We start from the raw sequence: 25,256 nt of genomic DNA, 5'->3' as shown, positions 1-25,256 counted from the left end.
CGCGGTCGCCACGATGGCGCCCGCGCCGCTGTCGACTGCATTGCCGAATCCATGTTCTCTCCGTCTCTCAAGCGGTGGACTTGCGCCGCAGCAACACCGGATGCGGGCATTCGCCCATCCGATGTGTCAGGAAATCATGGACGCCGAGGAGCATCCCCTTGTTCGCGCTTCCCCGCCCGAGGAGGAGGCGGCCGAGACCGCCGACCAGAAAATAGCGCAGTAAGTGGTGGGTGAAGAACACGATGTTCTTGTGCCAAGGGAAGTACTTGCGTCTGAAGTAGTAGGTGTTGCGGAACAGGTAGTACAGCTGCAGGCCGGTGCGGCCCTCGACCGACTTCGATCCTGCGTGATAGATCTCGGCATCGAGAACGAGCGCATTCTTCCAGCCCGCTTTCGCCACCCGCAGCGAGTACTCCACGTCGTCGATTGCGAAGAAGAGATCGTCGTCCTGCACGCCGCAGTCCTCGATGGCTTTTCGCCGGATCAGCATGCAGCAGCCGCAGATCAGTTCGTTCTCGACGAGGCCACGCCACTCGGCGCGGTCGGGTTGGTTGCTTCCGATGTTCATCGGATTGCCGAACCGGTATCGATAGCCGCCGAGGCTCCAGATCGTCCTGTTCTCGTCGGCGGCATCTCCGTCTCCCAGCAGCGTCTTGCATCCGAGAAGGCCGTAGGCGGGATTGCGTTCTGCGACGTCGATCATGCGGGAAAGGAACGACGGCGTCACAAAAGTGTCGTTATTGAGGAAGAGAACGTAATCGGCGCCTCGCCGCATTGCATGCTGGATGCCGACGGTGTTGGCGCCAGTGAAGCCGAGGTTACGGCCGTTCTCGAGAATGCAAATGCTCCTGCAGCCGCCCGCTGCATTGAGCCGAGGCGGCGCGTCGGGAGTGGAGATCATCACACCGTTGGCACTCGCCCAATCACGGAGCGTGCGCAAGGAGTCGGGCCGCGAGCCGTTGTCTGAAACCACGACGTGCATATTCGGGTAGTCGACTTGGTTTAAGGAAGCAAGGCACCTGCAGGTGTCGTCCTCGCCGTTCCAATTGATGACGATGACGAAAACGCGCGCGCTCGTCGCGATTGAGTTTGTGTTGTCCATTTCCCTATCCTCGAGCAGGCGCAGATTCCGGCTTCACCGCGACGAGCATGATCTCTTCGCCGATGTGCCAGAACATCCGGCACGCCAGTGCCTCCAGCGGCTGCATGGCATGGGCGATTAGGTAGTCGAGCACGGTATTACGCGTGTGGCGCCCACGTTCAGCTCGCTGGATCAGGCGGCTCGCGTACCAGATCGACCGCATCATCCTGGGCTCGGTGGTCAGGCGCTGGGTGCTCATCCCTGCGCGCTCGGTGTACGTCTGCAAGGCTTGCGGGTGGAAGGCATGAAGGTGGCGCGGAGGCTCGAGTCCTCGCCAGGCACGACCGAAGATCCGGTGACCCAGGCTGCGAGTGTTCGGCGTCAGGACCACCAGCTTGCCTCCGGGCTTGAGAATGCGCCGGCACTCCAGCAGGAGAGCGATAGGCGAATGCACGTGCTCAATGACGTGAGACAGGGTGACCACGTCGAAGGTGCCTTCTGCGAAAGCAGCTTCGGTCAAGCTGCTTTGCCGCACGTCCAGCCCGAAGTGTTCACGCGCGAAGCGTGCCGCGACCTCGTCGGTTTCGATGCCGATGCACTGCCATCCCAGGCTCTTCATGCGCGACAGGAAAGCGCCGTTGCCGCATCCGACATCGAGCAGCCGTCCGCGTTCACGGGCGTTCAATCCCATGACCTCGAGGGCCGCGGATCGGCCGACCCCCGGCAGCAGGCCCAGGGTATACGCCATGAGGACATCGGACGGCCCACGCGAGAGTTCTGCATAGCCGAAGCGGACTGACAGCACGGCATTGCGCAGTCGGCGCGACGCCGCCACCATGAATCCCATCACCCGGTGGCTGATCCCGGACGCCTTCACGTGGGCGCGAAACGTCGAGCCTTGCGACGTTACTTTGTGGGTGTAGTAGGTCTCGTACACCTTGCCGATGTCGTCCTCCGTGGGCCTGGGACTGAGCCAGATGAGCCCGCACGAAGCGCATCGCTCAAGCGTCCACTCACCTGGCGTTCCGAAGGTGTGATCATGAAGACGGGTGTAGAGCGGCGTGCCGCCGTGCCCGCAGGACGGGCATGCGGACACAGGTTCCACATCAATGGTTGGGGCGATCGACGTCATTCTCAATTCGTGGTCATGCTGGCCTGTGATTGCTGAACCCTTGCGGCGCGCTCGCCAGGTCGTGCACGGCCTCGAGCAGCCGCTTCGACGCGTGGCCATCGAGCGGGCCCAGGAAACGGGAGAGCGGCCAAGCCTGGGCGTCGTCCTCGCGCCGGCCGGCGACGATCCGATCGATCGCGCCGCCGAGCTCACGGTAGTCGCGCACCGTGGCCACACCTTCTGCGTGTTGCAGTGTCGTGGCCCGATTGTCGACCGACGGTATGCGGACGAGGATGACGGGCGTGCCTCCCGCCCGCGCCTCGATCACGACCGTCGAAGGCGGGCTGATCACCACGTCGGCCTCGGCGATCAATCGGGCGAGATTGCCGCGATCGTCAACGGCGGTGCCGGGCGGCAGCAGCGAACCCAGGTTCGCCTTGTACAAGCCGGCGTCCTCGCCGGGGTGGAGCTTGACGACCATCTCGATTTCGCTCAGCCGCGGCGCGAGCGCCTCAAGAACGCCGGCGATGTAGTCGCACACCCATGTCTCGCTGATGTACGCCTGGACGGCCGGGTTGCCGGTGGTGATGACAAGGACTCGCGTCTTGCCCGAAAGCTTCTGTTTCGAGGGCCAAGGGCGATAGTCTTCGACGCAATACTCGTCGGCGTTTGGAGATCCCGTAACGATGATCTGATGCGGCTGAAGCCCCGCTGACAAATAGTCCTGCGCGACCATGGTTGACCAGAAGGCCGAATGGTCCGCCGTGAGGTGGTCCTCGTCTTCGGTGTAGTCGAGGTGCCCGTGCTGAAGCACCAGCGTGCGCCTGGCCAGGCGCTTGGCGACCAGGGTCCAGGCCCTCATCACAGGCTGGCAGTCGTTGGGGATCACGAGCAAGGCCGTCGCGGGCTCGCCGAGCGTCGCGTAGGCGTCGTCGATGTCCGTGCGGGCAACGCGGAAGCCGGTGCGGGTGATGCGGCACAGCATCTCGTCGATCAGGGGTGCCAACGCCTTGGCGTCGCCCAGATGGGCGTCTGTGCCCGCGACCGAGGTACGACGCGATGGCCAGTCCAGGGCAGCGTCGAGTTCTGGTGCAGTCGCAGCGTGGCCGAGCACCGACGTTTCCGGAATGGAGGCGCCCGCCAACACCAGTGACAGCACCGTCCGCGGACGCATCAGGTAGTTCATCCACAGCGAGAAGCGAACGGCCGGACGCGGTCCGGCCACCCAGCGTTCGAGCATCTTCGCGCTCTGCATCCCGACGCGAACCACCACCAGTGGAAGCGCCGGATCGCGTCGCCAGGCGAACAGGCGCGACAGGAGCCTCATCGCGCTGAGACCCCAACGCCGTCCGCTCGATATCAGGCGCGAGCGCCAGGACGGCTGAGCTTGCGGCGGCGACGTTTGCGATGTGGCCGAGAGCGCGCCGAAACGCTGGACGGGTTGCCCTAGCAACTCGAGGAGCTTCCATTCGGTGGAGTCCGGCGCAAAGTCGGCGAAGAGGGTGCAGCCGGGGTGGCGCTGTATCAGCCGCCGCACGGTCAGCCACAGCTTCAGCAGCCGGATGGCGCGTGCCTTGACCTCGTACTCGATGCAGCGCCCGAGGGAGATGCCGCGGTACATTGTCCGGTCGGACTCACGTTCCAGGTACCACTCATGTGCCACCCGGGCTCCCTGATGCTCGAGCCAGGCGATATCGTCAGGGTGCAGGAAATCGGAAAGCGTGGTCGCGAATAGGCCTGCGTCGACGAGCGAATTGCGTAGCTGCCACATGCGCCAGCGCCGCTGCTCGATGTCCCTGAGGTCGAGGAACATCTCGGCGCAGACGAACAGCGGCCGCTGCGATGGCGCAACGGTCCAGTCGTCGTGCGGGCGCTGGACCAGAACGATGGCATCGTGATCGTGATAGTGATCGGTCATCGCATTAACTTCAGTCGTGCGCCGACGAGCTGCCGAACCGCGAGGACGAGCCCGAGCCGACGCTCGGCAACAGCGAACAGCGGCAGCATCAGCATCAATGAAAGAAGCCACTTGCCGGTGGCGAGCGACAGGTCGGGCCACCACGCCGCACCTGACCCCGGAAGCAGGTGATCGACGGCGGAAACCACCGCCCCGGTATACAAAAAGGCGCCGATCAGCTTGGCGACGAACCAGGGATCCGAAGGTCGGCCGTCCGCGAGTTCGTAGGCGTACGTGAAGGTCACGAGAAAGGTGACCGCGTTGGCGATTGACAGGGCGGCCACTAAACCGATCAGGCCCCAGTCCATGGCGATCGCCGCCGCCACGCACGCGGCAAGGAACAGCACGCTCAGTGCGGACAGGCTCACCCGCTCCCAAAGGCGGTTCGCAGTCGTGAGGAACTGTCCCGGCATGTGCTCCAGCGATAGGAAGAACGTCCCGAGCAGCATGACCGCGAGGACAGGAATGGAAGCCCGGTAGGCCGGCAGCGCGTGGTCGATCAAGACCGACACGAAGAAGTAGGCGGCGCTGATTAGCACCGGGAGCAGGAAGAACGCGAGGCCGACGATGGGCTTGACCAGGTACGAGTGCAGAGCCGAGGCTTCGTCGTGAGAGACTGCGTAGCGCTCCTGGAAGCGCGGGAACATCACGATCGAAAAGGCGTTCGGCGTCCAGTAGATGAAGTTCTGCACGCTTTGCGCAAATGCATACACGCCGACGGCCTCAGTGTTGAAGAAGTGGGCAATCAGGAACACCGTGCCCGACAGCTTGAGCACATTGACAAGATTGATGATCTGCAGCGGGGCGCCGATGCGGATGAGGTGCTTGACCGCGTCGCCGTGCCAGCCGAAGCCGATGCGAAGGCGCGGGTTGTCGCGCGCCTGCCACGCCAGCACGCCCAGCTTGACGAACAGGATGGCAGCGAAGGAGACGATCTGGCCCAGGATGCCGACTTTCCAGACGAGCAGCAGGCCGATGCTGCCGGCCAGCAAGGTTTCGAAGACGATGAGGATGCTCGTGGCCGCGAAATACCGGTTGGCCCAGAACACGGTCATCTGGCCCATGTGGATCTGGTGGAACGGCAGCAGCAACGCGATGGCCAGCAGACCCAAGGGAAGCGCATCGCTCGCCGTTCCGAGGTGCAGGAAGGCATAGCACGCCAAGCCGACGGAGCCCAGCAGCGCGGTCAGCGTGACGAACGAGAACTGTACGCGCTTATATTCGGCGGCGGCTCGCTCGTCACCCTTGCTCAGCGCGTAGGCGATCTCCTTGTTCGTGGCCTGGACCACGCCGAGTTCCAGCAGGCCGAGGAACGACAGGGTTGCGAGCAGTACCGCCCAAATCCCGAGGTCGGCTGGCCCGAGGAGTGCCTTGGTAACGACGCCGATGCCGAACGCGAGCACCTGCGATGCATACGTTGCAGCCATGTAGCCGGACGCGTCCTTCACTAGGCGCGAGCGATCCGCGGTGCCGGTTCCTTCCCGGATGCCAGCGATGTTGCTCACCGCTTCCTGCCGATCACCATATAGTTGTAAGAGTACACCGGCGGAAGGCGCGACAGCATCGTCAGCTCGAGCCACGCGGCCAGCCGGTATAGCGGTTTCGGCGTGAGCGCCAGCTTGATCGCCTTCAGCAAGACGCGATAACCGAGTTGGTTGAACGTGGCGATCTTCAGGAAGCAATTGTTGTTGAGGAAGTCGTACGTGTGCCGCTCCAGGAGATCAACACCATTGGCGTCGAGCCATTCACGCAGTTCGTCGAAGCGCACCTCGGCTTCGTAGCTCAGGAAGCCGTCCTTGCTGTATTTCGCTCCGAAGCGCGCAACCACCCGATTGGCCGCCTCGATGTGGTCGCCGCTGCACATCTCGAAGACGATCTTGCCTCCCGGTTTTGTGACGCGAATGTATTCCTTGAGGATCGCGCGCCATTGTGGGAAGTGCCTGACCACCGTGACGGAGACGACGCTGTCGAAATGATCCTTCTCGAAAGGCAGGTGCTCCACGTCGCCTTGCAGGTAGCGGATCGAATCGACGCCCTCGGCACGGCTTAGCTGGCGGTTTAGCTGGAGCATTTCGTCCGAGTAGTCGAAGGCCACCACCGAGTTGCCGGTGACCTTGGCGAGGGGGATTGCGAAGCGTCCGGTGCCGGTGCCGGCATCGAGGATGTAGCCCTTCGCGTGCCGCAGTACGAGCGTGCGCTCGACCTCGTTTTTGATCTGAATAAACGGCGACACCGAGGAAACGCCACGCTCGTAGACGGCAGCCGCCCCGGGCCTGGACCAGAAGTCGCCCTTTTGCTTCTTGATATCGTTGGTTTGCTTTGCGGTCATTTTGAATACCTTGCTTGGCCTAGATCAGGTCCCAGGTGACCGGGGTGCCCTTGCTGATGTCTCGCGTGACTCGTTTTCCGAGAAAGACGCCCGCGTACTTGGTAGGGAGGCCGAAGCCCGGCCGAATTGCTCGCAGCGATTGCACGTCGAGAACGTCGCCGGCCTTCATGTCGCAGGTGACGTAGAGCGAGCGGCGAAACATCGTGGACTTCTTTTCACCGGCGGTCGCGCCATAGAAGACCTGACCCAATGCCTGCCAAGCTCGCTCGGTCTCGATTACAAGGCTCTCCATCTCGTTCGGTTCCAGCGAGAAAGTGGAGTCGACGCCGCCGTCCGCACGGCGCAGGGTGAAGTGCTTTTCGATCACGGTGGCACCCAGTGCGACGCTTGCAACCGAAACGCCGACACCCATTGTGTGGTCCGACAGCCCTACTTCGCATCCAAACAACTGCCGCATGTGAGGAATCGTCAGGATATTGGTGTTCTGCGGCGTTGATGGGTACGTGCTGGTGCACTTCAGCAGCACCAAGTCGCGACAGCCGGCTTCGCGCGCCGTACGCACCGTCTCGTCGAGTTCGGCGACGGTCGCCATGCCTGTCGAAATGATCATCGGCTTTCCCGTGCCGGCAACCCTGCGGATCAACGGCAGGTCGGTGTTCTCGAAGGAGGCGATCTTGTAAGCCGGTACTTCCAGCGATTCGAGGAGATCGACGGCGGTTTCGTCGAAAGGCGTGCTGAAGCAATGAAGGCCGTGCGAGGCCGCCCGTTCCATGATCGGCTTGTGCCATTCCCATGGCGTGTGGGCTTCGCGATACAGATCGAACAACTGTCGCCCTGCCCACAGGCTCTTCTCGTCGTCAACAACAAAGCCGGGTGCCGAGACGTCTAGCGTCATGGTTTCGGCGGTATAGGTCTGCAGTTTGATGGCGTCGGCGCCAGCCCGGGCCGCCGCATCCACGATCGCCAGGGCGCGCTCAAGCGACTGGTTGTGATTGCCCGACATCTCGGCGATCACGTAGGGGCGCGCGAGTGCGCCGATCTTGCGGTCTTGGATGGTGATCATGATGGGCGGTTCAGTTTGTCGATGCGGATGCGGTAGGTTTGGCCACGGTACTCGAAAAATGCCGGATAGCGCTCCGGGTCCGCCACCCTCAGCAAGTCGAACTGCTCGTTCAGAGCGCGGGAGGGGTCAATGCGGCTGTCTTCGGGCAAGCGCTTGCGGAAGAAGCTCGGCGTGCCGCTCTGCTTGCGCGGCTCGGCGCTGTCGCAGTGGTCCATGGCCCAGGTCATGAGCGCCAACTCGGCGTCGAACAGCTTGGCGTTGATATCGTCGTGCAGGTCCGTGCCGTCCAAGTGCAGTTCCACCTGGTGCCAGATGTCGCCTGAATCCAATTCATCCTCAGCGTTGAGCAATGTGACCATTAGGCGTTCGCAGCCTTGCAATATCTGCCAGATGTGCGGCGACATGCCGCGACCTTCGGGTAGTGCGCTCGCATGGAGCACGAGCGTATGGCGGTACAGGTCACGAACGGGCTTGCGGATGATCTGATGGCACGAAACCAGGAACAGGATGTCGCCACCGGGAAGATTGCGGAAGTCGCGCTCAATTGCCGTGTGCGCGCGTGACGCATGCGCGTGCGCCCAACGTTGGAGCCACGGGTTGATCGGATGCGCCGGATCGGTGCAAAGAATGCTGACAAGTTTCATGGTCGAACGAGGTATTCCGCGACCCGCCGAGCGCCCAGGCCGTCGACCAGACCCTTGGCCCGGTCGCTGAGGCGTTGCCGAAGGACAGCGTTGCCAATCAATGCCCTCAGTGCGCTGGTCAACCCGTATGGGTCGACCGACGGCACGTCGAGGGTGCTCACGACGCCAAGGTTCGCCAGCGGCATCAGGACCTGCTGCTGGTTGTCGGCGACGCTAATAGCCAAGGTCGGCGCACCGATACAGCAGCGTTCCCACATCGCGCCCCCTGCAGCGCCAACCTGGAGATCGTGGCGGGCGAAGAAGGCTGCGAGGTCCGCCAAATCGAGCGTGAGTCGCGTTTTCGGCCAGCGCGTCACGGCCTGCTCCAGCGCGTACAGGTTCGGATTAGACCTCGTGCTGACGATTTCGATCTCGCCGTCGAAGGCAGATCCTTCGCGGCATGCGGATAGTGCCATGCTGCTGTAGTTGCCCTGGTCGATTCCCCCCATGAAGATGCCTATGCTGCGAACGTCGTGGCGCACCACGTGGCGTGCCGCGTCTGCGTAGGCAGGCCCGAGCAACGCGTACGTCGGGCCGGTCAGCATGGCCGAATGGGCAGGCAGTCGACCGTGATACTTGGCTCGATGGTCTACGCTCACGTTGTGGTCAACGAGCAGATCGGCGTCCAGCATCCGATCTCCGAGGTCGTCGATGACGGCAATCTGGCAGCCCAATGCGGTCGCGACGCGCCGGTGCCAGCGAGCATCGAAGCTGTAGTGATCGATGACGAGCCAGTCGGGTGGAGACGAGCGCAGCGCCGCGATGGTCTGCTCGGCGTCTGTCTCCCAGGCCACACCGGCCCATGCCGCGTGGGGTATCTCGACATGGTTCCATCGGTCGTTGGGCCCGGGAGCGGGAAGTACGAATGATCCGAAGTCCTCGGCACGTATTTGCGCGAACGCCGCCACCCCCAGGTCGCGGGTCACGAAAAAAGAGTTCACACCGCGGCGGCGAAGCGCGGCGGCAAGCGAGAGGCAGCGTCGAACATGGCCGGTGCCGATATCGGACGATGCGTCGACGCGGAATGCAATCTTCATGACGTCACGCCCGTGCGGAGTGCTTGATACAGTGCCTCGGCGTGCTCCCAGTCGGCCGGAGTGTCGATGTCGATCGCACGCGACGCAGGCAGCACGATGCTGACCGCGTTCCCGTGCAGGCTCTTCCCTTCGACCCAAGTCTGCGCTTCGCCCCAATAGAACTGTCCGGCGTCGTGGAAGGCAGGCTCCAGATCCTGAGTGCGTGTCTCGGCGCATTCGGGGTGGAAGGGCGTGGTACTACCGCTTGCATCTCGGCGCAGCGCGCGCTGGATCGGCGAAGGAAACGGGATGACGGGGAACACGTAGTGAGCCGGCCCCAGTAACTCAAGTGCTTGCGCGATGGTGCCTGGCAGCAGCAATGGAACGCCGGGGTAAATGCAGCAAACTTGCTCGACGCGCAAGCCGAGTCTGCGGACCGCCGTGATGGCGTGGGCGATCACGGGGACTGTCGGCGTTTGATCGTCGGCCAGTTCCGATGGGCGAGTGAAGGGCGTGAGCGCCCCGTGCTCGCGCGCGACTTCAGCAATCTCCGCATCATCCGTGGAGACCAGTACATCGTCGAACAAGCCACTGGCCTGTGCTGTCGCGATCGCATAAGCGATCATCGGTTTGCCGTGGAACAAGCGCACGTTCTTGCGCGGAATGCGCTTGCTGCCGCCGCGCGCCGGAATGACGGCGAGTCTCACTGCAGCGCCTTTCCGAGCGCGTGGACCACCTCGTCCTGCTGTGCAGGGATCAGGTCCGGGTACATCGGTAGGGTGATCGCGCCGGCGTAGTAAGCCTCGGCATGCGGGAAATCGCCGGCCGTGAAACCCATGCGTCGGTAGAACGGCTGCAGATGCACCGGGATGTAGTGCACATTCACGCCCACGCCGGCCGATCGCATGGCATCGAAGACGGGGCGACGGCGTGCCGCATCGTGCAGGCGGACGGGATAGAGGTGCAGTGCCGAGTACGTTTCAGTCGCGTTGTGCTGCGGGCGCAAGGGGAAGTCGGCCAGTAGCTCGGAATAGCGTGCGGCGATGGCATGCCGTCTGGCGACGAACTCATCGACCCGCTTCATTTGGTTGAGTCCGAGCGCGGCTTGCAACTCGGTCATGCGGTAGTTGTAGCCGAGGGCGACCTGCTGGTAGTACCAGGGCCCCTCGCTCGGGTCTTCCATCAGCGCGGCCTCACGCGTCATGCCGTGACTGCGGTAGAGCCGCATGGATTCGGCGAGTTCGCTGCTGCGCGTGACGGCGGCGCCGCCCTCAGCCGTGGTCACGATCTTGACGGGATGAAAGCTGAAGACAGTGATGTCGGCGAATTCGCCACAACCTACCGGCTGTCCAGCGTAGCGCCCCCCGACGGCGTGCGATGCATCTTCGAGGATCGCGAAGTGGTATCGCTGCGCCAGCGCCTTGATGCCCCGCATGTCGCAGGATTGTCCGCCGAAGGCCACCGGCACGACGACCTTCGGCAAGCGCCCATGGCGCTCGGCCGCGGCCAACTTGTCTGCGAGCGCTGGAACGCTCATGTTCCAGGTCGTTGGGTCGATGTCGACGAAGTCGACCGAGGCTCCGCAGTACAGCGCGCAGTTGGCCGACGCGAGAAAGGTGTTCGGCGAGGTCCAAAGGCGATCGCCGGGGCCGAGGCCCAAGGCCATGCAAGCGATGTGCAAGGCCGAGGTGGCGCTGTTCACCGCCACTGCGTGCGTCGTGCCGGCATGATCGGCGACGGCTTGCTCGAAGGCCGGAACGACTGGCCCTTGCGTGAGGAAGTCGGACCGCAGGACGTCGACAACGGCCTTGATGTCGTCGTCGGAGATGTTTTGCCGGCCGTAGGGGATCATTCCATGGCCTTCGCGTTGAATTTGCGAATCTCATCCGGCGTGAGGAAGTGCGGATTGCTACCCGAGTTGTATTCGAATCCGAGCGGTACCGCGGTCGCGTTTTCTCCAGCCGCGTTCGCCGTGTAGTCCACGTCGGAATGATGGAACTTGATGGTCGGGCGCAGCACATAGTGGTCGTCGAACTCAAGCGTCAGGTGCGAATCGTCGGCCGGGCACATGATCTCGTGTAGCTTCTCGCCCGGGCGGATGCCGACGATATGCTTGGCCACGCCGGGCGCCATCGCTTCGGCCAAGTCGGTGACGCGAATAGACGGGATCTTGGGAACGAAGATCTCGCCGCCGTACATGCGCTTGAAATTCTTGAGCACGAAGTCGACGCCGTCCTGCAGGCCGATCCAGAAGCGGGTCATGGCTTCGTGGGTGATGGGCAGCTCGCGAGCGCCTTCAGTCAGCAGCTTCTCGAAGAAGGGAACCACGGATCCTCTCGAGCCCACCACGTTGCCATAACGAACGACGGCAAAGCTTGTTCCGCTCTTGCCAACCATGTTGTTCGCGGCCACGAAGAGCTTGTCCGAGGCCAGCTTGGTCGCACCGTACAGGTTGATCGGGTTGGCCGCCTTGTCGGTCGATAGGGCGATGACCTTCTCAACGCCCGCGTCGATGGCCGCTGCGATCACGTTCTCAGCTCCGTGAATGTTGGTCTTGATGCACTCCATTGGGTTGTACTCGGCCGCCGGCACTTGTTTAAGTGCAGCGGCGTGAATGACGAAGTCGACATCACGCATGGCCTGTTCGAGCCGCTTCGGATCGCGCACGTCGCCGATGAAGTAGCGCATCTCGGGCGCGTTGAACTCCTGCTGCATCTCGAACTGTTTCAGCTCGTCACGCGAGAACACGATGATGCGGCGCGGCCTGTAGCGCGTCAGGAGCGTCTTTACGTACTTTTTGCCGAACGAGCCGGTGCCGCCGGTGATGAGAACGGATTTGTCGTTGAACATAGGGTACCGAAGGAATCAAGTAGGGACGCGTTGATCGAGGCCGGCGCCAGCTTGCGACAGCCGTTCCTGCTCCGCGCGGGACATCTGCGCAATGACTTCGTCGACGTCGTGTCGGGCTTTCCATCCAAGACGGCGCGTGGCACGGGTTGGGTCTGCTGCTCCGTAGCGGATGTCCGTCGGCCGCAGAAGCGACGTGTCTTGCTCCACGTGTTCGCGCCAGGCCAGACCCAGGCCGGCGAAGGCGCGCTCCACGAAATATTCGAGCGAGGCTGAGCGGCCAGTCGCAATCACGAAGTCCTCGGGCTGCGCTTGCTGCAGCATCAGCCACATCACTTCGACGTATTCTGGCGCCCATCCCCAGTCGCGGTGGATGTCGAGATTTCCGAGCCGCAGCTTTTCGCGCTTGCCGGCGGCGATGCGACAGGCCGCGCGCACGATCTTCTGCGTGACGAATCGTTCTGCTCGAAGGGGCGACTCGTGATTGAACAGGATGCCCGTGCAGGCCCGCATCTGGTACGCCTCGCGATAGTTGACAACCAGGTTGTGTGCGCAGGCCTTCGCCACGGCGTAAGGGCTGCGTGGGCGAAACGGTGTGGACTCGTCGGCAGGGCGGTCGCCGGTGTCCCCGAAGCACTCGCTCGAGCCGGCGTTGTAAAAGCCGATAGGACGCTCGACGAATCGAATCGACTCCAGCAGGTTTAGCGTGCCGATGGCGATGCTTTCGATCGTCTCTACAGGTTGGTCGAACGACAGGCCCACCGACGACTGGCCCGAAAGGTTATAGATCTCGTCCGGTGCCGTTCGCGTGATGGTTTGCAGCACGCTTCGGAAGTCGTTGGGAGCCATTGAGACCACTTGAACGCGGCCGTCGACGTCGAGCGACTTCAACCCGAGGCGGTTCATCGAAGTAGCGTCGCGCGAGCTCCCCACGACCTCGTAACCCTTGCCGAGCAGGAAACGGGCAAGGTAGGCGCCATCCTGTCCGCCGACGCCGCAAATGAGGGCTCGCCGCGTTGTCGCGGCCTCACTCATGGTAGTCATAGGCCTGAAAGCCGGCCGACTTGACTAAACTGTCGCGCTTGGCGCTCGTGTAGTCGGCTTCAACCATTTCCGTCACGAGCTCAGGCAATCCAATCTTCGGAATCCAGCCCAACTTTTCTCGCGCCTTGCTTGGATCGCCCAGTAGCGTCTCAACCTCGGTCGGCCGGAAATAGCGCGGGTCCACCCTGGCGATCACGTCGCCGGGCTTGCATCTGGCCTTCAAGTCGCCGTCCATGCGTTCGACCTGAGTGACGACGCCGATTTCGTTTTCACCTTGACCTTCGAACGACATGCTGATCCCCAGCTGCCCAGCTGCCAACGCCATGAACTGGCGCACGCTGTACTGCACGCCGGTGGCGATCACGAAATCCTCTGGCTTGTCCTGCTGCAGCATTAGCCACTGCATCTCGACGTAGTCGCGTGCATGACCCCAATCGCGCAGGGCGCTCATATTGCCGAGGTAAAGGCAATCCTGCAGCCCGAGTGCAATGCGCGCGAGTGCTCGGGTAATCTTGCGCGTCACAAAGGTCTCGCCGCGCAACGGGCTTTCATGGTTGAACAGAATCCCGTTGCAGGCGTACAGACCGTAGGCTTCGCGGTAGTTCACCGTGATCCAGTAGGCGTACAGCTTTGCCACTGCATACGGGCTGCGCGGATAGAACGGCGTGGTTTCCTTCTGCGGCGTTTCCTGCACCAGCCCATAGAGCTCGGAGGTGCTCGCCTGGTAGAAGCGCGTCTTCTTCTCCAGCCCGAGGATGCGGATCGCCTCCAGGATGCGAAGCGTGCCGATGCCATCGGCGTTGGCCGTGTACTCCGGCGTTTCGAATGACACCGCCACGTGGCTCATGGCCGCGAGGTTGTAGATTTCGTCGGGCTGCACCTGCTGGATGATGCGGATGAGATTTGTCGAGTCCGTCAGGTCACCGTAGTGCAGCACAAAGCGCTGGTGATCGACGTGCGGGTCATGATACAGGTGGTCGATGCGGTCGGTGTTGAACGACGAACTGCGGCGCTTGATGCCGTGCACCTCGTAGCCCTTGTTTAGCAACAACTCGGACAGATAGGCCCCATCCTGGCCGGTCACGCCGGTGATGAGGGCAACTTTGGGTTGGGTCATGGCTTGTCGTCTCTCAATGTGATCAGGCAGAGGCCGCTTGGGTGAAAAACGGGGCGGCCTCGTAGGCCTTCTGAATGCCCTCTTTCAGCGGCGTTGTTGCGCGCCAGCCTAATGCTGCCAGCCGCTGCACGTCGAGCCACTTGCGTGGTGTGCCGTCGGGCTTGGTGCGGTCATAGACGACACGCCCGTCGAATCCGACCACCCTCATTACCGTTTCGGCGAGCTCGCGAATCGTCACGTCTTCGCCGGTGCCGATGTTGACCAGCGGGCCGCCATAGCCTTGCTCGGCTAGGTGCACGCATGCGTCGGCCAGGTCATCGACGTAGAGAAACTCGCGCCGAGGGGTGCCGCTGCCCCACACCACGTATTCGTGGTCGCCGCGCAACTTGGCTTCGTGGGCCTTGCGGATGAGGGCGGGCAACACGTGGCTGTTCTCGAGGTCGTAGTTGTCGTTCGGGCCGTACAGGTTGGTGGGCATTACGCTCACGTACTGGCGGCCGAATTGTTGATTGAAGCTTTCACACAGCTTGATGCCGGCGATCTTGGCGATGGCGTAAGGCTCGTTTGTCGATTCGAGCGGGCCAGTCAACAGGTACTCTTCCTTGATCGGCTGCGGGCAGTCACGAGGGTAGATGCAGCTTGATGCCAGGAACATCAAACTTTGCACACCCGCCATGTGAGCGCCGTGAATCAGGTTCGATTCGAGTTGCAGGTTCTGGTACAGAAAGTCGGCGCGGTAGCGGTCGTTGGCCTGGATGCCACCCACCTTGGCCGCGGCAAGGAATATGTAGTCGGGTTTGTGCTCTGCAAGGAAAGCATGGACGGCTTGCTGATCGAGCAGGTCGAATTCACTGCGCGTGCGCAGGAGCAAGTTGTTAAAGCCGCGCGATCGAAGATTGCGAACCAGCGCCGAACCCACCATGCCACGGTGGCCGGTGACGAAGACCTTTGAACTCTTGTGGAGTGGCATGGGTTAGCCTTGGCGTTTGTTGTAGGCGGAAGACTTTCTATCGGCCTCGACTTGGCTCTGCAGTGACTGGATCTCGGTCTTCAACAACTCGAATTCCAATTTCTTGCGTGCCAGAAATGCCCGCGTGAGCCTGATTCTTTCGGCCACGCCGCGGGGCGTGAGCAGATAGGCATACGCCATCTTGTTGTCGCTGCGGCGAAAGTTGTGGGCCTTGACAAGGCCTTTGTCGAGCAAGGCGCGCACCAAGTAGTTTGCTTTGCCGAGGCTTAGGCCGAGCCGCTGAGAAATTTCTCGCTGCGAGGCTGCAGGTTGATCGCTCAGGAGGCGCATCAGATCCAACTGTTGACCATGAATGGGTGGTTCGGGGGCTGATTTGGCCATAGAAGGTATGTCTGTTCACGCCGTGAACGCGGACTGTACACGACGCGGCTGACGTCTAAACATGATGGCCTTGTGCTCTTACAGGCGATCGGCTACCTGCTTCAAGCGCCTGGCGTTGGACGCGCATATGTCTCTGAATTCTTTGCTGATGCGAGCATCCTGCGATGCATGGTTCCAGAACCTCAGAGCCGCCGCGCATGCGACGGCCCACACGGGTTTTTGCGGCGGCAGCGGCAGCGGTGGCTCAAAGCTGCGCACAGGCACTTCGCCACCCGGTAGCGGGGCATACAGCATCGGCAGCATGTCATATGCGGGGGCCAGCAGCAGCAACTTCTGCGGCCTGAAGCTGAGGTTGCCGGTGTGCATGTCGGTGTTGGCGATGAGGCGGCCGAACCACCAGAGGTGCTGGATGCGCGCCTCGTCATCGGGTGCGATGAGTCCGGCCGTGGCGAAGCGGGCTGCCAGCTGTGGCCAATTGGTTGAGCCCTCACCTATCAATGCGGCGTCGAGTGTGGACAGGCTGTTCAGGGCGCTGCGGCCGAACATGCCGTGGCGGTCGAAGCGCTCAACCTCAAGAAAGGTGCGACCCTCATAAGTGACGATGCGGCTCTTGGCGGCCTCAACGCCCGGCAGCGTTGCCGCGGATTCCAGTGCCAGGTGTTCGCTGACGAGTAGGTCAGCCCAGCGCTGCACAGCGGGTGAACCATCGGCCCCAGAGAACTTCACCATCACATGGGGCGTGGCGCTGCCGGCTAGTTCGCGCAGTGCGGAGAACTTGGGGAATTCGCCGGCCGCGCTGGAGCCGGCCACACCGGTGGTGACGGCTTGCTCGGCAAGGCGCGCATAGGCGGCCCAGCGCGCGCGGCTTCAAGGGCTCGGGCGGCGCCACCTTGTTGCCCTGCCAATGCTCGTAGGCGGGGTTGCCGAGAATCAGGTTGCCGCTTACGTCAGAGCCGGTGCGGCTCAGTACGTAGAGCACATCGGCATCGGTCCATTCTTCGGGGTTTACAGAGACACGCAGTTGGCGATGCTCGGCCCGCGCGAATTGGCGGCCCATGTAGCCCTGGGGGCGCATGTCGTACAGGGGGTAGGGTAGTCCGTCCCACCACCCGTCGCGAGATTCTTCGGGCACGGGCCAAGCGGTGCTCGCAAGGCTCATGCAGGTGCCTTGGGGATGCACCAGGGCCAGGCTGGTTACCAGCTCAGCACAGCCCGAGGCGTCGACTTCGTAGAGCGGCAATTCAGCCAGCTCGCCTCGCAGGGGCTTGCGCAACGCGTAGCGTGTGCGCCGCGCCTTGCCGGTGGACACCACGCTGCTGCCAATCTCTTGCAGCAGGCGGTGCAGGGTCGGGATGCTGACACCGAGTTGCTCGGCGACGCTGGAAGCACTGATGGGGGCGCGCCGGACCAGTACCGCAGTTAGTTGATCTCGGGCAGGTTGGTTTCTCGGGCGCATGCGCCATTATGAAATGATTCGAGAGAAGATTTCATGTGGGCACCTGCCAATGGAATCGACGGGAAATTTCTCCAGCTTGCTGATAGTGATATTCCCCGGACAGTCTCCGTCCGCCATGAGTTTGTCAAAGGGTGCACGGTGCGCTGCGCTGGCTTCGACGGGCTTGGCCCGAAGGGAGATGGGGGCAGCCGAGGCCAATGGATTGACTGAAAACCTCTCTTGTTTTGAGAAGATATAGGCCTTGTCCCATGGGCTCGCAGTCAGCGCCGATCAGGCCGTGCCTTCAAAGGCGATTACCCCTGACAACGGCGGCGCAGCAGCGTCCTTGTCTGCCAGTCGAGGGGCCATGCCCACGTCGGGCCAGGTGATGCCCAGGACTGGGTCGGACCAAAGCACGCAGCCCTCGGCCTGTGGCGCGTAGTAGTCGGTGGTCTTGTAGAGAAAGTCGGCGCTCTCGCTTGTAACAAGAAACCAATGCGCCATGCCGGGAGGCAGCCACAACTGGCGATGGTTTTCACCGCTCAACTCGACGCCCACCCACTGGCCGAAAGTTGCGCTGCCACGCCGGATGTCCACGGCCACGTCATAGGCGCTGCCTTGCGTAACCCTCACCAGCTTGCCCTGCGCGTGCGGCGGCTTTTGGTAGTGCAACCCACGCAGCACGCCCTTGGTTGATCGCGAATGGTTGTCTTGCACGAAGTTGACTTCACTGCCGAGAGCCTCAGTGAAGGTCTTCTGGTTGAAGCTCTCCATGAAGAAGCCGCGCGCGTCGCCGAACACCTTAGGTTCGAGAATCAGCACACCGTCGATGGCGGTCTTGGTCACTTTCATCAAAATACCTGGCTCTTGACAATTTGCATGAGGTATTGGCCGTAGCCGTTCTTTAACATCGGCTGCGCCAGGGCCTCAAGCTGCTCCCGGCTGATCCAGCTAGATCGGAACGCAATCTCTTCAGGGCACGCCACCTTCAGGCCTTGCCGCTTTTCCAGCGTGGCAATGAACTGCCCCGCTTCCATCAGGCTGTCGTGCGTGCCGGTATCCAGCCACGCATATCCGCGCCCCATGATTTCGACATTGAGTTGATCTCGGGTGAGGTAGTGCGCATTGACGTCGGTGATCTCCAGCTCGCCACGAGGCGAGGGCTTGATGCTGGCCGCGATGTCGCACACCTGCTCGTCGTAGAAATACAAGCCGGTCACCGCATAGTTGCTCTTGGGCGCCTTGGGCTTTTCTTCAATGCTCAGCGCGCGCTTGGTGGCGTCGAAGGCCACCACGCCGTAGCGCTCAGGGTCGTGCACGTGGTAGGCGAAAACGGTGGCACCCGTGCTACGGTTGGCGGCCGAATGGAGCAAGCCCTGCAGGTCGTGCCCGTAGAAGATGTTGTCGCCCAACACCAGCGCACTGGGTTGGCCGTTGACGAACTGCTTGCCCAGGATGAAAGCCTGCGACAGGCCATCTGGGCTGGGCTGTACGCAATAGCTGATGTTGACACCCCATTTGGCACCGTCGCCCAGCAGCGCCTCGAAGCGCGGTGTGTCTTGGGGGGTGCTGATGAGCAGGATGTCGCGTATGCCAGCGAGCATCAGAGTGGCCAAGGGGTAGTACACCATCGGCTTGTCGTAGACCGGCAGCAATTGCTTGCTCACGGCAAGTGTCGCCGGATGCAATCGCGTTCCTGACCCTCCGGCAAGGATGATTCCCTTTCTTGTCATGGTGCCTCTCCTTCCCAGGGCGCTTTAGCGCTCGAGTATTTCAGTCAGCATTCGATCAACGCCAATTCGCCAATCGGGCAGCGTGACGTTGAATGTGTTCCGCAACTTTGATGTATTGAGCCGCGAGTTACCAGGCCGCTTTGCGGGACTTGGAAACGAACTCGTCGGTACGGCTTCGATCGCAGCAGGCTGCACCTTGATGGCCAAGCCAGCCCTTCGGGCGAATTCGATCACATGAGTCGCATAGCCATGCCAAGTGGTTTCTCCTGCTGGTGCGGCGTGATAAGTCCCACTTACCTCACTCCGCGACAGTGCTGTACGAAGCACTATCCCCGTCAAGTCGGCGAGCAAATCCGCGCCCGCTGGCGCGCCGAACTGATCGTTGATGACGGTGAGGCGTTCGCGTTCTTGCGCCAATCTCAACATGGTCTTGGCAAAGTTGCCGCCGCGCGCCCCGTAGACCCAACTCGTGCGGAAAATGATGTGCTTGCACCCGCTTTCGCGAATTGCCTGCTCGCCTTCGAATTTGGTGCGACCGTAGACACTCAAAGGGCCGGTGGGTGAATCTTCGGTCCAGGGGGCAGTGCCGCTGCCGTCGAACACGTAGTCCGTGCTGTAGTGCATCAGCCACGCGCCCGATGCTGCTGCCGCCCGTGCGATCACGCCTGGGGTGGTGGCGTTCAACGTGCGTGCAAAGTCGGGCTCGCTCTCGGCCTTGTCGACAGCCGTATGGGCTGCGGCATTGACGATGATGTCTGGGCGGACTGATTGAATCGTCCGCGCGATTTCTTCGGGTTGGCTGAAATCGCCGGACAGATCCTTACTCTCGGAGCCGACCGCAACGAGTTCTCCGAGTGGAAGTAGTGCTCGCTGCAGCTCCCAACCGACCTGACCGCCCTTGCCGAAAAGCAGAATCTTCAAACGCCAGGCCCTCGGGATTCATGGCCGTACTGCGTCTGAATCCACTGGCGATAGGCCCCAGACCTGACACCTGCGATCCACTCATCGTTCTCAAGATACCAACGAACCGTCTTCTCGATACCACTGGCAAATGTCTCGGTCGGCTGCCAGCCGATCTCGCGTTCGATCTTGCTCGGGTCGATGGCATACCGCCTGTCATGACCAGGGCGGTCCGTCACATAAGTAATGAGATCTTCGTACTTGCCCGTCGCGCGCGGACGCAGTGCGTCCAGCTTGCGGCAAATGGTCGTCACGACGTCGATGTTTCGAATCTCGTTCTTGCCGCCAACGTTGTACGTTTCTCCCGGTCGACCGCGCTCGAGAACCTGGCGAATCGCTTCGCAGTGATCGCGCACATAGAGCCAATCTCGTATATTCTTTCCGTCACCATAAACGGGCAATGGTTTTCCGTCCAATGCATTCAGAATCATCAGCGGGATGAGCTTTTCCGGAAAGTGATACGGACCGTAGTTGTTGCTGCAATTCGTTGTCAGAGTTGGAATGCCATACGTGTGGTGATAGGCACGAACGAGGTGGTCGCTCCCGGCCTTGGTGGCCGAATAGGGGCTGTTGGGTGAATAGGGTGTCGTCTCGGTGAAGGCGGGGTCCGTGTCGCTCAGCGAACCGTAGACCTCGTCGGTGGAGACGTGTAGCAAGCGAAATGAATCTCTCTTTTCACCGGACAGTTCGGTCCAGTACGCCCGCACTTCTTCAAGCAGGCCGAATGTTCCAACCAGATTGGTTTGGACGAATTCTCCAGGGCCATGAATAGAGCGATCAACATGACTTTCGGCCGCGAAATGGAGCAGGGCACGTGGCGCGTGCTCATTCAGCAATCTTGCGACAAGAGCTCGGTCTCCTATGTCGCCTTGCACCAGCTCGCAGTGACCGGGTTTCAGGAATGCGGCGATCGTCGCTGCGTTCCCGGCATAGGTGAGCTTGTCCAGCACTACCACTGGTTCGCTTGAGCTTTCGAACCAGTGGTGGACGAAGTTTCCGCCGATGAAGCCCGCGGCTCCAGTGATCAACAGCATGACAAAGCCCTGGTTATTCGTATGGGGAGAGCGGGCGCGATTGTATCGACCGCCGTACGAGGCACCTAGAGCCCCCCGAATACACTAAGGACATGATCGTTTTGCTTCTCGGCTTCGCCGTATCCGCTGCAGTCACTTTCTTCATCATCCGTTCGGCCCGCACCCATTCGCATTTCTCGGCGGACCTCGACATGTCGGGGCCTCAGAAGTTCCATTCGCGTCCGGTACCTCGGGTCGGCGGATTGGGTATCGTCATTGGACTGGCTGCCGCACTCGGCATCTTCACTGTGCTCAGTTCTGGCCAGACGCTGCTCGGTGTCCAACTCATGCTTTGCGCCGTTCCGGCATTTTTTTCGGGTCTGGCCGAGGATCTCACAAAGACCCAGAGTCCGCGTCGCAGACTCTTTTTCACCGCAGTGTCAGCCGGGCTTGCGGCTTGGTTCCTCGGGGCCATCATTGACCGTACAGACATTCCCGGAATCGATTGGCTCGTGTCATTTCGTGTGTGTGCTGTCCTTGTCACTTTGTTCGCCGTGGCCGGCGTCGCCAACGCCGTGAACATCATCGATGGCTTCAATGGATTGGCGGCGATGTGCGTCGTACTCATGCTCGCAGCAACAGCCTATGTCGCATTTCAGGCTGGCGATTCTGTGATTGCGCTGTGTGCACTGTCGGGGCTGGGCGCCGTCATGGGGTTTTTCATTTGGAACTTCCCGGCGGGCTTGATTTTTCTGGGTGATGGCGGGGCATATTTCCTCGGATTCTTCGTCGCTGAGCTGAGTGTGTTGCTCGTGCATCGAAACCCCAACGTATCGCCGCTGTGTCCGCTGCTGATGTGCATCTATCCGATCTTCGAGACAGTGTTCTCGATGTACCGCCGCAAGTTCGTTCGTGGCCGCGCCATCGGGATGCCCGATGGCGTTCACCTGCACAGCCTCATCTACCGCCGCGTGATGCGTTGGGCGGTGGGTAATCGCGAGGCCAAAGTCCTGACCAAACGTAATTCGATGACTGCGCCCTACCTGTGGTTGCTGTGCATGATGTCGGTCGTGCCGGCGATGCTCTTTTGGAGCAACTCGCTGGTGCTGGGCGGCTTCATCATCATGTTTGCAATGACGTATGTCTTTCTGTACGGAAGCATTGTGAAATTAAGAGTGCCCGACTGGCTCATTGTTCGGCGCTGATTGGTGACATAAAAGGGGCTTTGCCCCGCCCGGCGATAATCGACGGATGACCGAAAAAACCCTGGCCGCGGGCGCCGGGGCGACCGCCACCGAATCGCCACAGCCCGCCCCCGCCCGTTTCGACACCCTTCCGCTTGACCCGAAGCTGCTTCGCGCCGTCGCGGAGTCGGGGTATCTGATGATGACGCCCATCCAGGCGAAAGCCATCCCAATCGTCCTGGACGGCCGTGACGTGATGGGTGCAGCCCAGACCGGCACCGGCAAGACGGCGGCGTTCTCGCTGCCTCTTTTGCAAAAAATGCTCAAACACGAGAACCCGAGCATGTCGCCGGCGCGGCATCCCGTGCGGGCCTTGGTTCTTGCGCCGACCCGCGAACTGGCCGACCAGGTCGCCAACAGCGTCAAAACCTACTCCAAGCACACCAAGCTTCGGGCCACTGTCGTCTTCGGCGGCATCGACATGAAGCCACAGACGCTCGAGCTGAAAGCTGGCGTCGAAGTGCTGATTGCCACGCCGGGGCGCCTGCTCGACCACATCGAAGCGAAGAGTGCGGTGCTCAACCAAGTCGAGTACGTCGTGCTCGACGAAGCCGACCGCATGCTGGACATCGGCTTCCTGCCCGACCTGCAGCGCATCCTGAGCTACCTGCCCAAGCAGCGCCAGACTTTGCTGTTTTCCGCCACGTTTTCGCCCGAAATCAAGCGACTCGCCGAGAGCTACCTACAGGATCCGATCCTCGTGGAAGTGGCGCGGCCGAACGCGACTGCGACCAACGTTGAGCAGCGCTTCTTCAGCGTTGCGACCGACGACAAGCGTGCTGCTGTCCTGAAACTGATCAAGGACCGCACCCTCACGCAGGCCATTGTTTTCGTCAACTCCAAGCTCGGCTGCGCTCGTCTTGCTCGTGCCTTCGAGCACGATGGCTTGCGCACCAATGCCCTGCATGGCGACAAGTCGCAGGACGAACGCTTGAAGGCCCTGGAGGCCTTTAAGCGCGGCGAAGTCGATGTGCTTGTGGCCACCGACGTCGCGGCGCGCGGCCTGGACATCGCCGATCTGCCTGCCGTCTTCAACTTCGACGTTCCTTTCAATGCAGAAGACTACGTTCACCGCATCGGCCGTACGGGCCGTGCTGGAGCGTCGGGGTTGGCTATTACGCTGGTGACGCGCGAGGACGCTCGCTTGATCGGCGACATCGAGAAACTGATCAAGAAGAAGATTGAGCTTGAGCCGCTGGAGCTGGACGACGATCGCACGCGCCGCGAACTGCGCGATCGCCCGCGTCGCGATGACGACGAGCGTCGCGACAGTCGCCCCACGCCGCGAACGAGTAGCCCGGGCTATGGGTATGCGTCACCGAAGCCCAAGATGGACCCGTTCTTCGAGCGTCCCTACGAGGCCAGCGCCACTGCCGAGCCCGCGTGGGAGACCAAGGCCTCGCAATCCGTTCCGTCGCCGCGTGGCCTCTCGCCCAACATCAAGCCCAAGCGCAAGGTCGCTGCGCTTTTCGGCGCGAAAAAGGCTGAACCTGTAGATTCAAGCCAGTAGGCCGAAGACAGCCGGTACGTCTTTCGGGATCGTGCTTGCTCCACCTCGCCAGCGGGCTACGGTGTCTGTTCGTGTCCATCCTGAAGGCAGGGTGAGTCCACAACTGATCGACAGCCGCGTGCTCGGGGCGAGGGTGCCGAGCAGTGCCTCGAGCAATGCCTCGTTGCGATAAGGCGTCTCGATGACCAGCTGTGTCTGGCCATGCCGCCGCGACAGGGCTTCGAGTTCGCGAATGCGGGCTCCGCGCTCGGTGGCTTCAACGGGTAGATAGCCCACGAAGGCGAAACTCTGCCCATTCAGTCCACTGGCCGACAGGGCGAGCATCAGTGAACTCGGTCCTGACAGCGGCACGACTTTGATGCCGCGCCGGTGGGCCGCTTCGACCAACGCCGCGCCTGGATCGGCCACCGCAGGAAGGCCCGCCTCGGAGATCAGCCCCATGTCGACGCCTTGAAGGGGAGGGGTGAGGAGGGCGTCGAGGTTCGGCGCAGGGGCGGCATGCTTTGCGCCTTTTTGTGGGCGGGGTAGCTCCACGATTTGCACCGACTGAAGATTTTGAGTCAATGGCACGACAGCATCCACCCGCTTGAGAAAGGCGCGCGTTGTCTTGGCGTTCTCCGCCACCCAATGAGTCAGGCGTGCGGCAGTTCGAATCACGCCCAGCGGAAGATCGTCCGACAGCGGTGGGGGTGTGCCCGCCACGACGCCGAAATCGAGCGTATTGGGGACGAGGAAGAGGGTGCCGGTCATGGGGCGAGCGGATCCAGCCCGGCTTCGCGCAGCAAGTGGCAGGTCCTGATCAGCGGGAGGCCCACGAGCGCTGTGGGGTCATCGGATTCGATCGAATCCAGCAGTGCGATCCCCAGGGTCTCGGATTTCGCGCTGCCTGCGCAGTCGTAGGGTTCTTCAATTCGCAGGTAGTGCTCGATTTCCGCGTCGCTCAGGTGTCGAAATCGAACAGTGACCGGTACAAGCGCAGAGGACTCGAAACCTGTATCTGCTCGGACGACGGCAATTGCAGTCTGGAACACGACACTCCGCCCGCTCATCGAGCGAAGCTGTTCGGTGGCACGTTCATGAGTTCCAGGCTTTCCAACTGGAGCTCCATCGAGATCGGCCACCTGATCCGAGCCGATGATGATCGACCGAGGTGCTCGTGATGCAACATTTCGCGCCTTGGCGAGTGCCAGGCGAAGAGCGAGATCCCCAGGCTTCTCGCCGGGAATCGGCGTTTCGTCCACCTGTGGAGCGTCCACGCTGAACGGCAGCCGCAATCTTTCGAGAAGCTCCCTGCGATAACGCGATGTCGATCCTAGAACAAGGGCGGGCGGCGAGATGATCATGCCGAGATTCTCCCATCGGTCGAATGCCTGACGGGCGGCGGCGCCCTGTCGGCCTGAGAGGCTGAGAGGCTGAGAGGCTGAGAGTATTTCGATCATGCCCGCTCATCACGCCAAAAGACCCCCCTGCTCGTCATCTCGTCGTGGGTGCGATTCAAACTGATGTGAAGTCATCAACACCCGTTCGCCCTGAGGTATCGAAGGGCTTGTGGAGCGTCGGGATGGGGCTTCGATACGCCGCTGGCGTACCCTGCCCTGAGGTATCGAAGGGTCAGCCTGAACGAAAATCGGTGTCCGCAACCTGAAGCGTAGACATCAGTTTGAATCGCACCCGCTCGTCGTTGCAATGCTCGCCATAGCGCGAGCTAAGGCAGAGCTAAGGCAGAGCTAAGGCAGAGCTAAGGCAGAGCTAAGGCAGAGCT

At 61.8% G+C, this 25,256-nt stretch carries 25 protein-coding genes; 2 read left to right on the top strand and 23 right to left on the bottom strand.

Features of this window, described 5'->3' with window-relative positions:
* Positions 1–67 precede the first annotated feature (67 nt).
* The 21 genes from AC30NL_RS01970 to rfbB all read right to left on the bottom strand — a co-directional run bounded on the left by AC30NL_RS01970 (position 68) and on the right by rfbB (position 20,761).
* On the bottom strand, positions 68–1,102 hold the full coding sequence (locus tag AC30NL_RS01970) for a glycosyltransferase family 2 protein (protein ID WP_489462334.1): 1,035 nt from the start codon (positions 1,100–1,102) through the stop codon (positions 68–70).
* A gap of 4 nt (positions 1,103–1,106) precedes the next feature.
* The gene (locus AC30NL_RS01965; protein ID WP_489462333.1) at positions 1,107–2,213 is read right to left on the bottom strand and encodes a class I SAM-dependent methyltransferase; all 1,107 of its coding nucleotides are present in this window, start codon (positions 2,211–2,213) and stop codon (positions 1,107–1,109) included.
* 13 nt (positions 2,214–2,226) lie between these two features.
* Positions 2,227–4,110 carry a glycosyltransferase family protein gene (locus AC30NL_RS01960; protein WP_489462332.1) on the bottom strand — a complete coding sequence of 628 codons (1,884 nt, stop codon included), beginning with the start codon at positions 4,108–4,110 and terminating at the stop codon, positions 2,227–2,229.
* A complete protein-coding gene (locus AC30NL_RS01955) occupies positions 4,107–5,654 on the bottom strand; it encodes a lipopolysaccharide biosynthesis protein (RefSeq protein WP_489462331.1) in 1,548 nt (515 codons plus the stop codon). Before AC30NL_RS01955 ends, AC30NL_RS01960 begins: the two co-directional genes overlap by 4 nt.
* On the bottom strand, positions 5,651–6,478 hold the full coding sequence (locus AC30NL_RS01950; RefSeq protein WP_489462330.1) for a class I SAM-dependent methyltransferase: 828 nt from the start codon (positions 6,476–6,478) through the stop codon (positions 5,651–5,653). Before AC30NL_RS01950 ends, AC30NL_RS01955 begins: the two co-directional genes overlap by 4 nt.
* 19 nt (positions 6,479–6,497) lie before the next feature.
* Positions 6,498–7,541 carry a pseudaminic acid synthase gene (pseI, locus tag AC30NL_RS01945; protein ID WP_489462329.1) on the bottom strand — a complete coding sequence of 348 codons (1,044 nt, stop codon included), beginning with the start codon at positions 7,539–7,541 and terminating at the stop codon, positions 6,498–6,500.
* The gene (locus tag AC30NL_RS01940) at positions 7,538–8,185 is read right to left on the bottom strand and encodes a formyltransferase family protein (RefSeq protein ID WP_489462328.1); all 648 of its coding nucleotides are present in this window, start codon (positions 8,183–8,185) and stop codon (positions 7,538–7,540) included. The genes pseI and AC30NL_RS01940 overlap by 4 nt, the downstream gene beginning before the upstream one ends.
* Positions 8,182–9,261, bottom strand: coding sequence for a UDP-2,4-diacetamido-2,4,6-trideoxy-beta-L-altropyranose hydrolase (gene pseG / locus AC30NL_RS01935; RefSeq protein WP_489462327.1), 1,080 nt, complete (start codon positions 9,259–9,261; stop codon positions 8,182–8,184). Before pseG ends, AC30NL_RS01940 begins: the two co-directional genes overlap by 4 nt.
* Positions 9,258–9,947, bottom strand: coding sequence for a pseudaminic acid cytidylyltransferase (gene pseF, locus AC30NL_RS01930; RefSeq protein ID WP_489462326.1), 690 nt, complete (start codon positions 9,945–9,947; stop codon positions 9,258–9,260). Before pseF ends, pseG begins: the two co-directional genes overlap by 4 nt.
* Entirely contained in the window at positions 9,944–11,092 is a 1,149-nt protein-coding gene (pseC, locus tag AC30NL_RS01925) for a UDP-4-amino-4,6-dideoxy-N-acetyl-beta-L-altrosamine transaminase (RefSeq protein WP_489462325.1), read from the bottom strand. Before pseC ends, pseF begins: the two co-directional genes overlap by 4 nt.
* Positions 11,089–12,090, bottom strand: a complete 1,002-nt coding sequence (gene pseB / locus AC30NL_RS01920) for a UDP-N-acetylglucosamine 4,6-dehydratase (inverting) (protein WP_489462324.1) — start codon at positions 12,088–12,090, stop codon at positions 11,089–11,091. Before pseB ends, pseC begins: the two co-directional genes overlap by 4 nt.
* A gap of 15 nt (positions 12,091–12,105) precedes the next feature.
* Positions 12,106–13,122, bottom strand: coding sequence for a GDP-mannose 4,6-dehydratase (locus tag AC30NL_RS01915; RefSeq protein WP_489462323.1), 1,017 nt, complete (start codon positions 13,120–13,122; stop codon positions 12,106–12,108).
* Positions 13,115–14,248 carry a GDP-mannose 4,6-dehydratase gene (gene gmd / locus AC30NL_RS01910; RefSeq protein WP_489462322.1) on the bottom strand — a complete coding sequence of 378 codons (1,134 nt, stop codon included), beginning with the start codon at positions 14,246–14,248 and terminating at the stop codon, positions 13,115–13,117. The genes AC30NL_RS01915 and gmd overlap by 8 nt, the downstream gene beginning before the upstream one ends.
* A 22-nt stretch (positions 14,249–14,270) precedes the next feature.
* Positions 14,271–15,218, bottom strand: a complete 948-nt coding sequence (locus AC30NL_RS01905; protein WP_489462321.1) for a GDP-L-fucose synthase family protein — start codon at positions 15,216–15,218, stop codon at positions 14,271–14,273.
* Positions 15,219–15,221: 3 nt separating this feature from the next.
* Positions 15,222–15,599 (bottom strand): MarR family EPS-associated transcriptional regulator, encoded by a 378-nt coding sequence (locus tag AC30NL_RS01900; RefSeq protein WP_489462320.1) that lies wholly within the window; start codon positions 15,597–15,599, stop codon positions 15,222–15,224.
* A 78-nt stretch (positions 15,600–15,677) separates the two neighbouring features.
* Positions 15,678–16,364 (bottom strand): HipA domain-containing protein, encoded by a 687-nt coding sequence (locus AC30NL_RS01895; protein WP_489462342.1) that lies wholly within the window; start codon positions 16,362–16,364, stop codon positions 15,678–15,680.
* Positions 16,276–17,055: a hypothetical protein gene (locus AC30NL_RS01890; RefSeq protein WP_489462319.1), complete on the bottom strand. Its 780-nt coding sequence runs from the start codon at positions 17,053–17,055 to the stop codon at positions 16,276–16,278. The genes AC30NL_RS01895 and AC30NL_RS01890 overlap by 89 nt, the downstream gene beginning before the upstream one ends.
* Before the next feature lie 270 nt (positions 17,056–17,325).
* Positions 17,326–17,886, bottom strand: a complete 561-nt coding sequence (gene rfbC, locus AC30NL_RS01885; protein ID WP_489462318.1) for a dTDP-4-dehydrorhamnose 3,5-epimerase — start codon at positions 17,884–17,886, stop codon at positions 17,326–17,328.
* Complete coding sequence (rfbA, locus tag AC30NL_RS01880) at positions 17,886–18,767, bottom strand: glucose-1-phosphate thymidylyltransferase RfbA (RefSeq protein ID WP_489462317.1); 882 nt, start codon at positions 18,765–18,767, stop codon at positions 17,886–17,888. Before rfbA ends, rfbC begins: the two co-directional genes overlap by 1 nt.
* 24 nt (positions 18,768–18,791) lie before the next feature.
* Positions 18,792–19,688 carry a dTDP-4-dehydrorhamnose reductase gene (gene rfbD, locus AC30NL_RS01875; RefSeq protein WP_489462316.1) on the bottom strand — a complete coding sequence of 299 codons (897 nt, stop codon included), beginning with the start codon at positions 19,686–19,688 and terminating at the stop codon, positions 18,792–18,794.
* On the bottom strand, positions 19,685–20,761 hold the full coding sequence (rfbB, locus tag AC30NL_RS01870) for a dTDP-glucose 4,6-dehydratase (RefSeq protein WP_489462315.1): 1,077 nt from the start codon (positions 20,759–20,761) through the stop codon (positions 19,685–19,687). The genes rfbD and rfbB overlap by 4 nt, the downstream gene beginning before the upstream one ends.
* 92 nt (positions 20,762–20,853) lie before the next feature.
* Between rfbB and AC30NL_RS01865 the strand changes: the two genes are divergently transcribed.
* Both AC30NL_RS01865 and AC30NL_RS01860 read left to right on the top strand, forming a co-directional pair.
* Positions 20,854–21,945, top strand: a complete 1,092-nt coding sequence (locus AC30NL_RS01865; RefSeq protein WP_489462314.1) for an MraY family glycosyltransferase — start codon at positions 20,854–20,856, stop codon at positions 21,943–21,945.
* A 46-nt stretch (positions 21,946–21,991) separates the two neighbouring features.
* Positions 21,992–23,494 (top strand): DEAD/DEAH box helicase, encoded by a 1,503-nt coding sequence (locus AC30NL_RS01860; RefSeq protein ID WP_489462313.1) that lies wholly within the window; start codon positions 21,992–21,994, stop codon positions 23,492–23,494.
* Here AC30NL_RS01860 and AC30NL_RS01855 read toward each other — a convergent pair.
* Both AC30NL_RS01855 and AC30NL_RS01850 read right to left on the bottom strand, forming a co-directional pair.
* A complete protein-coding gene (locus AC30NL_RS01855; RefSeq protein WP_489462312.1) occupies positions 23,483–24,244 on the bottom strand; it encodes an SAM-dependent methyltransferase in 762 nt (253 codons plus the stop codon). The two genes, AC30NL_RS01860 and AC30NL_RS01855, sit on opposite strands and share 12 nt — an antisense overlap.
* Positions 24,241–24,837 carry a Maf family nucleotide pyrophosphatase gene (locus AC30NL_RS01850; RefSeq protein ID WP_489462311.1) on the bottom strand — a complete coding sequence of 199 codons (597 nt, stop codon included), beginning with the start codon at positions 24,835–24,837 and terminating at the stop codon, positions 24,241–24,243. Before AC30NL_RS01850 ends, AC30NL_RS01855 begins: the two co-directional genes overlap by 4 nt.
* Between the last annotated feature and the right edge of the window lie 419 nt (positions 24,838–25,256).

It is taken from the genome of Rhizobacter sp., assembly GCA_021153565.1.
Lineage (GTDB): Bacteria > Pseudomonadota > Gammaproteobacteria > Burkholderiales > Burkholderiaceae_C > Albitalea.
Note: the sequence above shows the minus strand (reverse complement) of the source record. Positions and strands in the feature narration are given on the sequence as shown.

Bases quoted from the DNA above. Each gene is read 5' to 3' on its own strand.
- rfbB (WP_489462315.1), bottom strand. From the start codon at position 20,761: ATGCTGTTGATCACTGGAGCCGCGGGCTTCATCGGCGGAAACTTCGTC.
- AC30NL_RS01855 (WP_489462312.1), bottom strand. From the start codon at position 24,244: ATGACCGGCACCCTCTTCCTCGTCCCCAATACGCTCGATTTCGGCGTC.
- pseC (WP_489462325.1), bottom strand. From the start codon at position 11,092: ATGATCCCCTACGGCCGGCAAAACATCTCCGACGACGACATCAAGGCC.
- rfbA (WP_489462317.1), bottom strand. From the start codon at position 18,767: ATGACAAGAAAGGGAATCATCCTTGCCGGAGGGTCAGGAACGCGATTG.
- AC30NL_RS01890 (WP_489462319.1), bottom strand. From the start codon at position 17,055: ATGCGCCCGAGAAACCAACCTGCCCGAGATCAACTAACTGCGGTACTG.
- AC30NL_RS01970 (WP_489462334.1), bottom strand. From the start codon at position 1,102: ATGGACAACACAAACTCAATCGCGACGAGCGCGCGCGTTTTCGTCATC.
- AC30NL_RS01905 (WP_489462321.1), bottom strand. From the start codon at position 15,218: ATGCCACTCCACAAGAGTTCAAAGGTCTTCGTCACCGGCCACCGTGGC.
- AC30NL_RS01940 (WP_489462328.1), bottom strand. From the start codon at position 8,185: ATGAAACTTGTCAGCATTCTTTGCACCGATCCGGCGCATCCGATCAAC.
- AC30NL_RS01900 (WP_489462320.1), bottom strand. From the start codon at position 15,599: ATGGCCAAATCAGCCCCCGAACCACCCATTCATGGTCAACAGTTGGAT.
- AC30NL_RS01960 (WP_489462332.1), bottom strand. From the start codon at position 4,110: ATGACCGATCACTATCACGATCACGATGCCATCGTTCTGGTCCAGCGC.
- AC30NL_RS01865 (WP_489462314.1), top strand. From the start codon at position 20,854: ATGATCGTTTTGCTTCTCGGCTTCGCCGTATCCGCTGCAGTCACTTTC.
- AC30NL_RS01860 (WP_489462313.1), top strand. From the start codon at position 21,992: ATGACCGAAAAAACCCTGGCCGCGGGCGCCGGGGCGACCGCCACCGAA.
- pseG (WP_489462327.1), bottom strand. From the start codon at position 9,261: ATGAAGATTGCATTCCGCGTCGACGCATCGTCCGATATCGGCACCGGC.
- AC30NL_RS01950 (WP_489462330.1), bottom strand. From the start codon at position 6,478: ATGACCGCAAAGCAAACCAACGATATCAAGAAGCAAAAGGGCGACTTC.
- gmd (WP_489462322.1), bottom strand. From the start codon at position 14,248: ATGACCCAACCCAAAGTTGCCCTCATCACCGGCGTGACCGGCCAGGAT.
- rfbC (WP_489462318.1), bottom strand. From the start codon at position 17,886: ATGAAAGTGACCAAGACCGCCATCGACGGTGTGCTGATTCTCGAACCT.
- AC30NL_RS01850 (WP_489462311.1), bottom strand. From the start codon at position 24,837: ATGATCATCTCGCCGCCCGCCCTTGTTCTAGGATCGACATCGCGTTAT.
- AC30NL_RS01915 (WP_489462323.1), bottom strand. From the start codon at position 13,122: ATGAGTGAGGCCGCGACAACGCGGCGAGCCCTCATTTGCGGCGTCGGC.
- pseB (WP_489462324.1), bottom strand. From the start codon at position 12,090: ATGTTCAACGACAAATCCGTTCTCATCACCGGCGGCACCGGCTCGTTC.
- pseI (WP_489462329.1), bottom strand. From the start codon at position 7,541: ATGATCACCATCCAAGACCGCAAGATCGGCGCACTCGCGCGCCCCTAC.
- AC30NL_RS01965 (WP_489462333.1), bottom strand. From the start codon at position 2,213: ATGACGTCGATCGCCCCAACCATTGATGTGGAACCTGTGTCCGCATGC.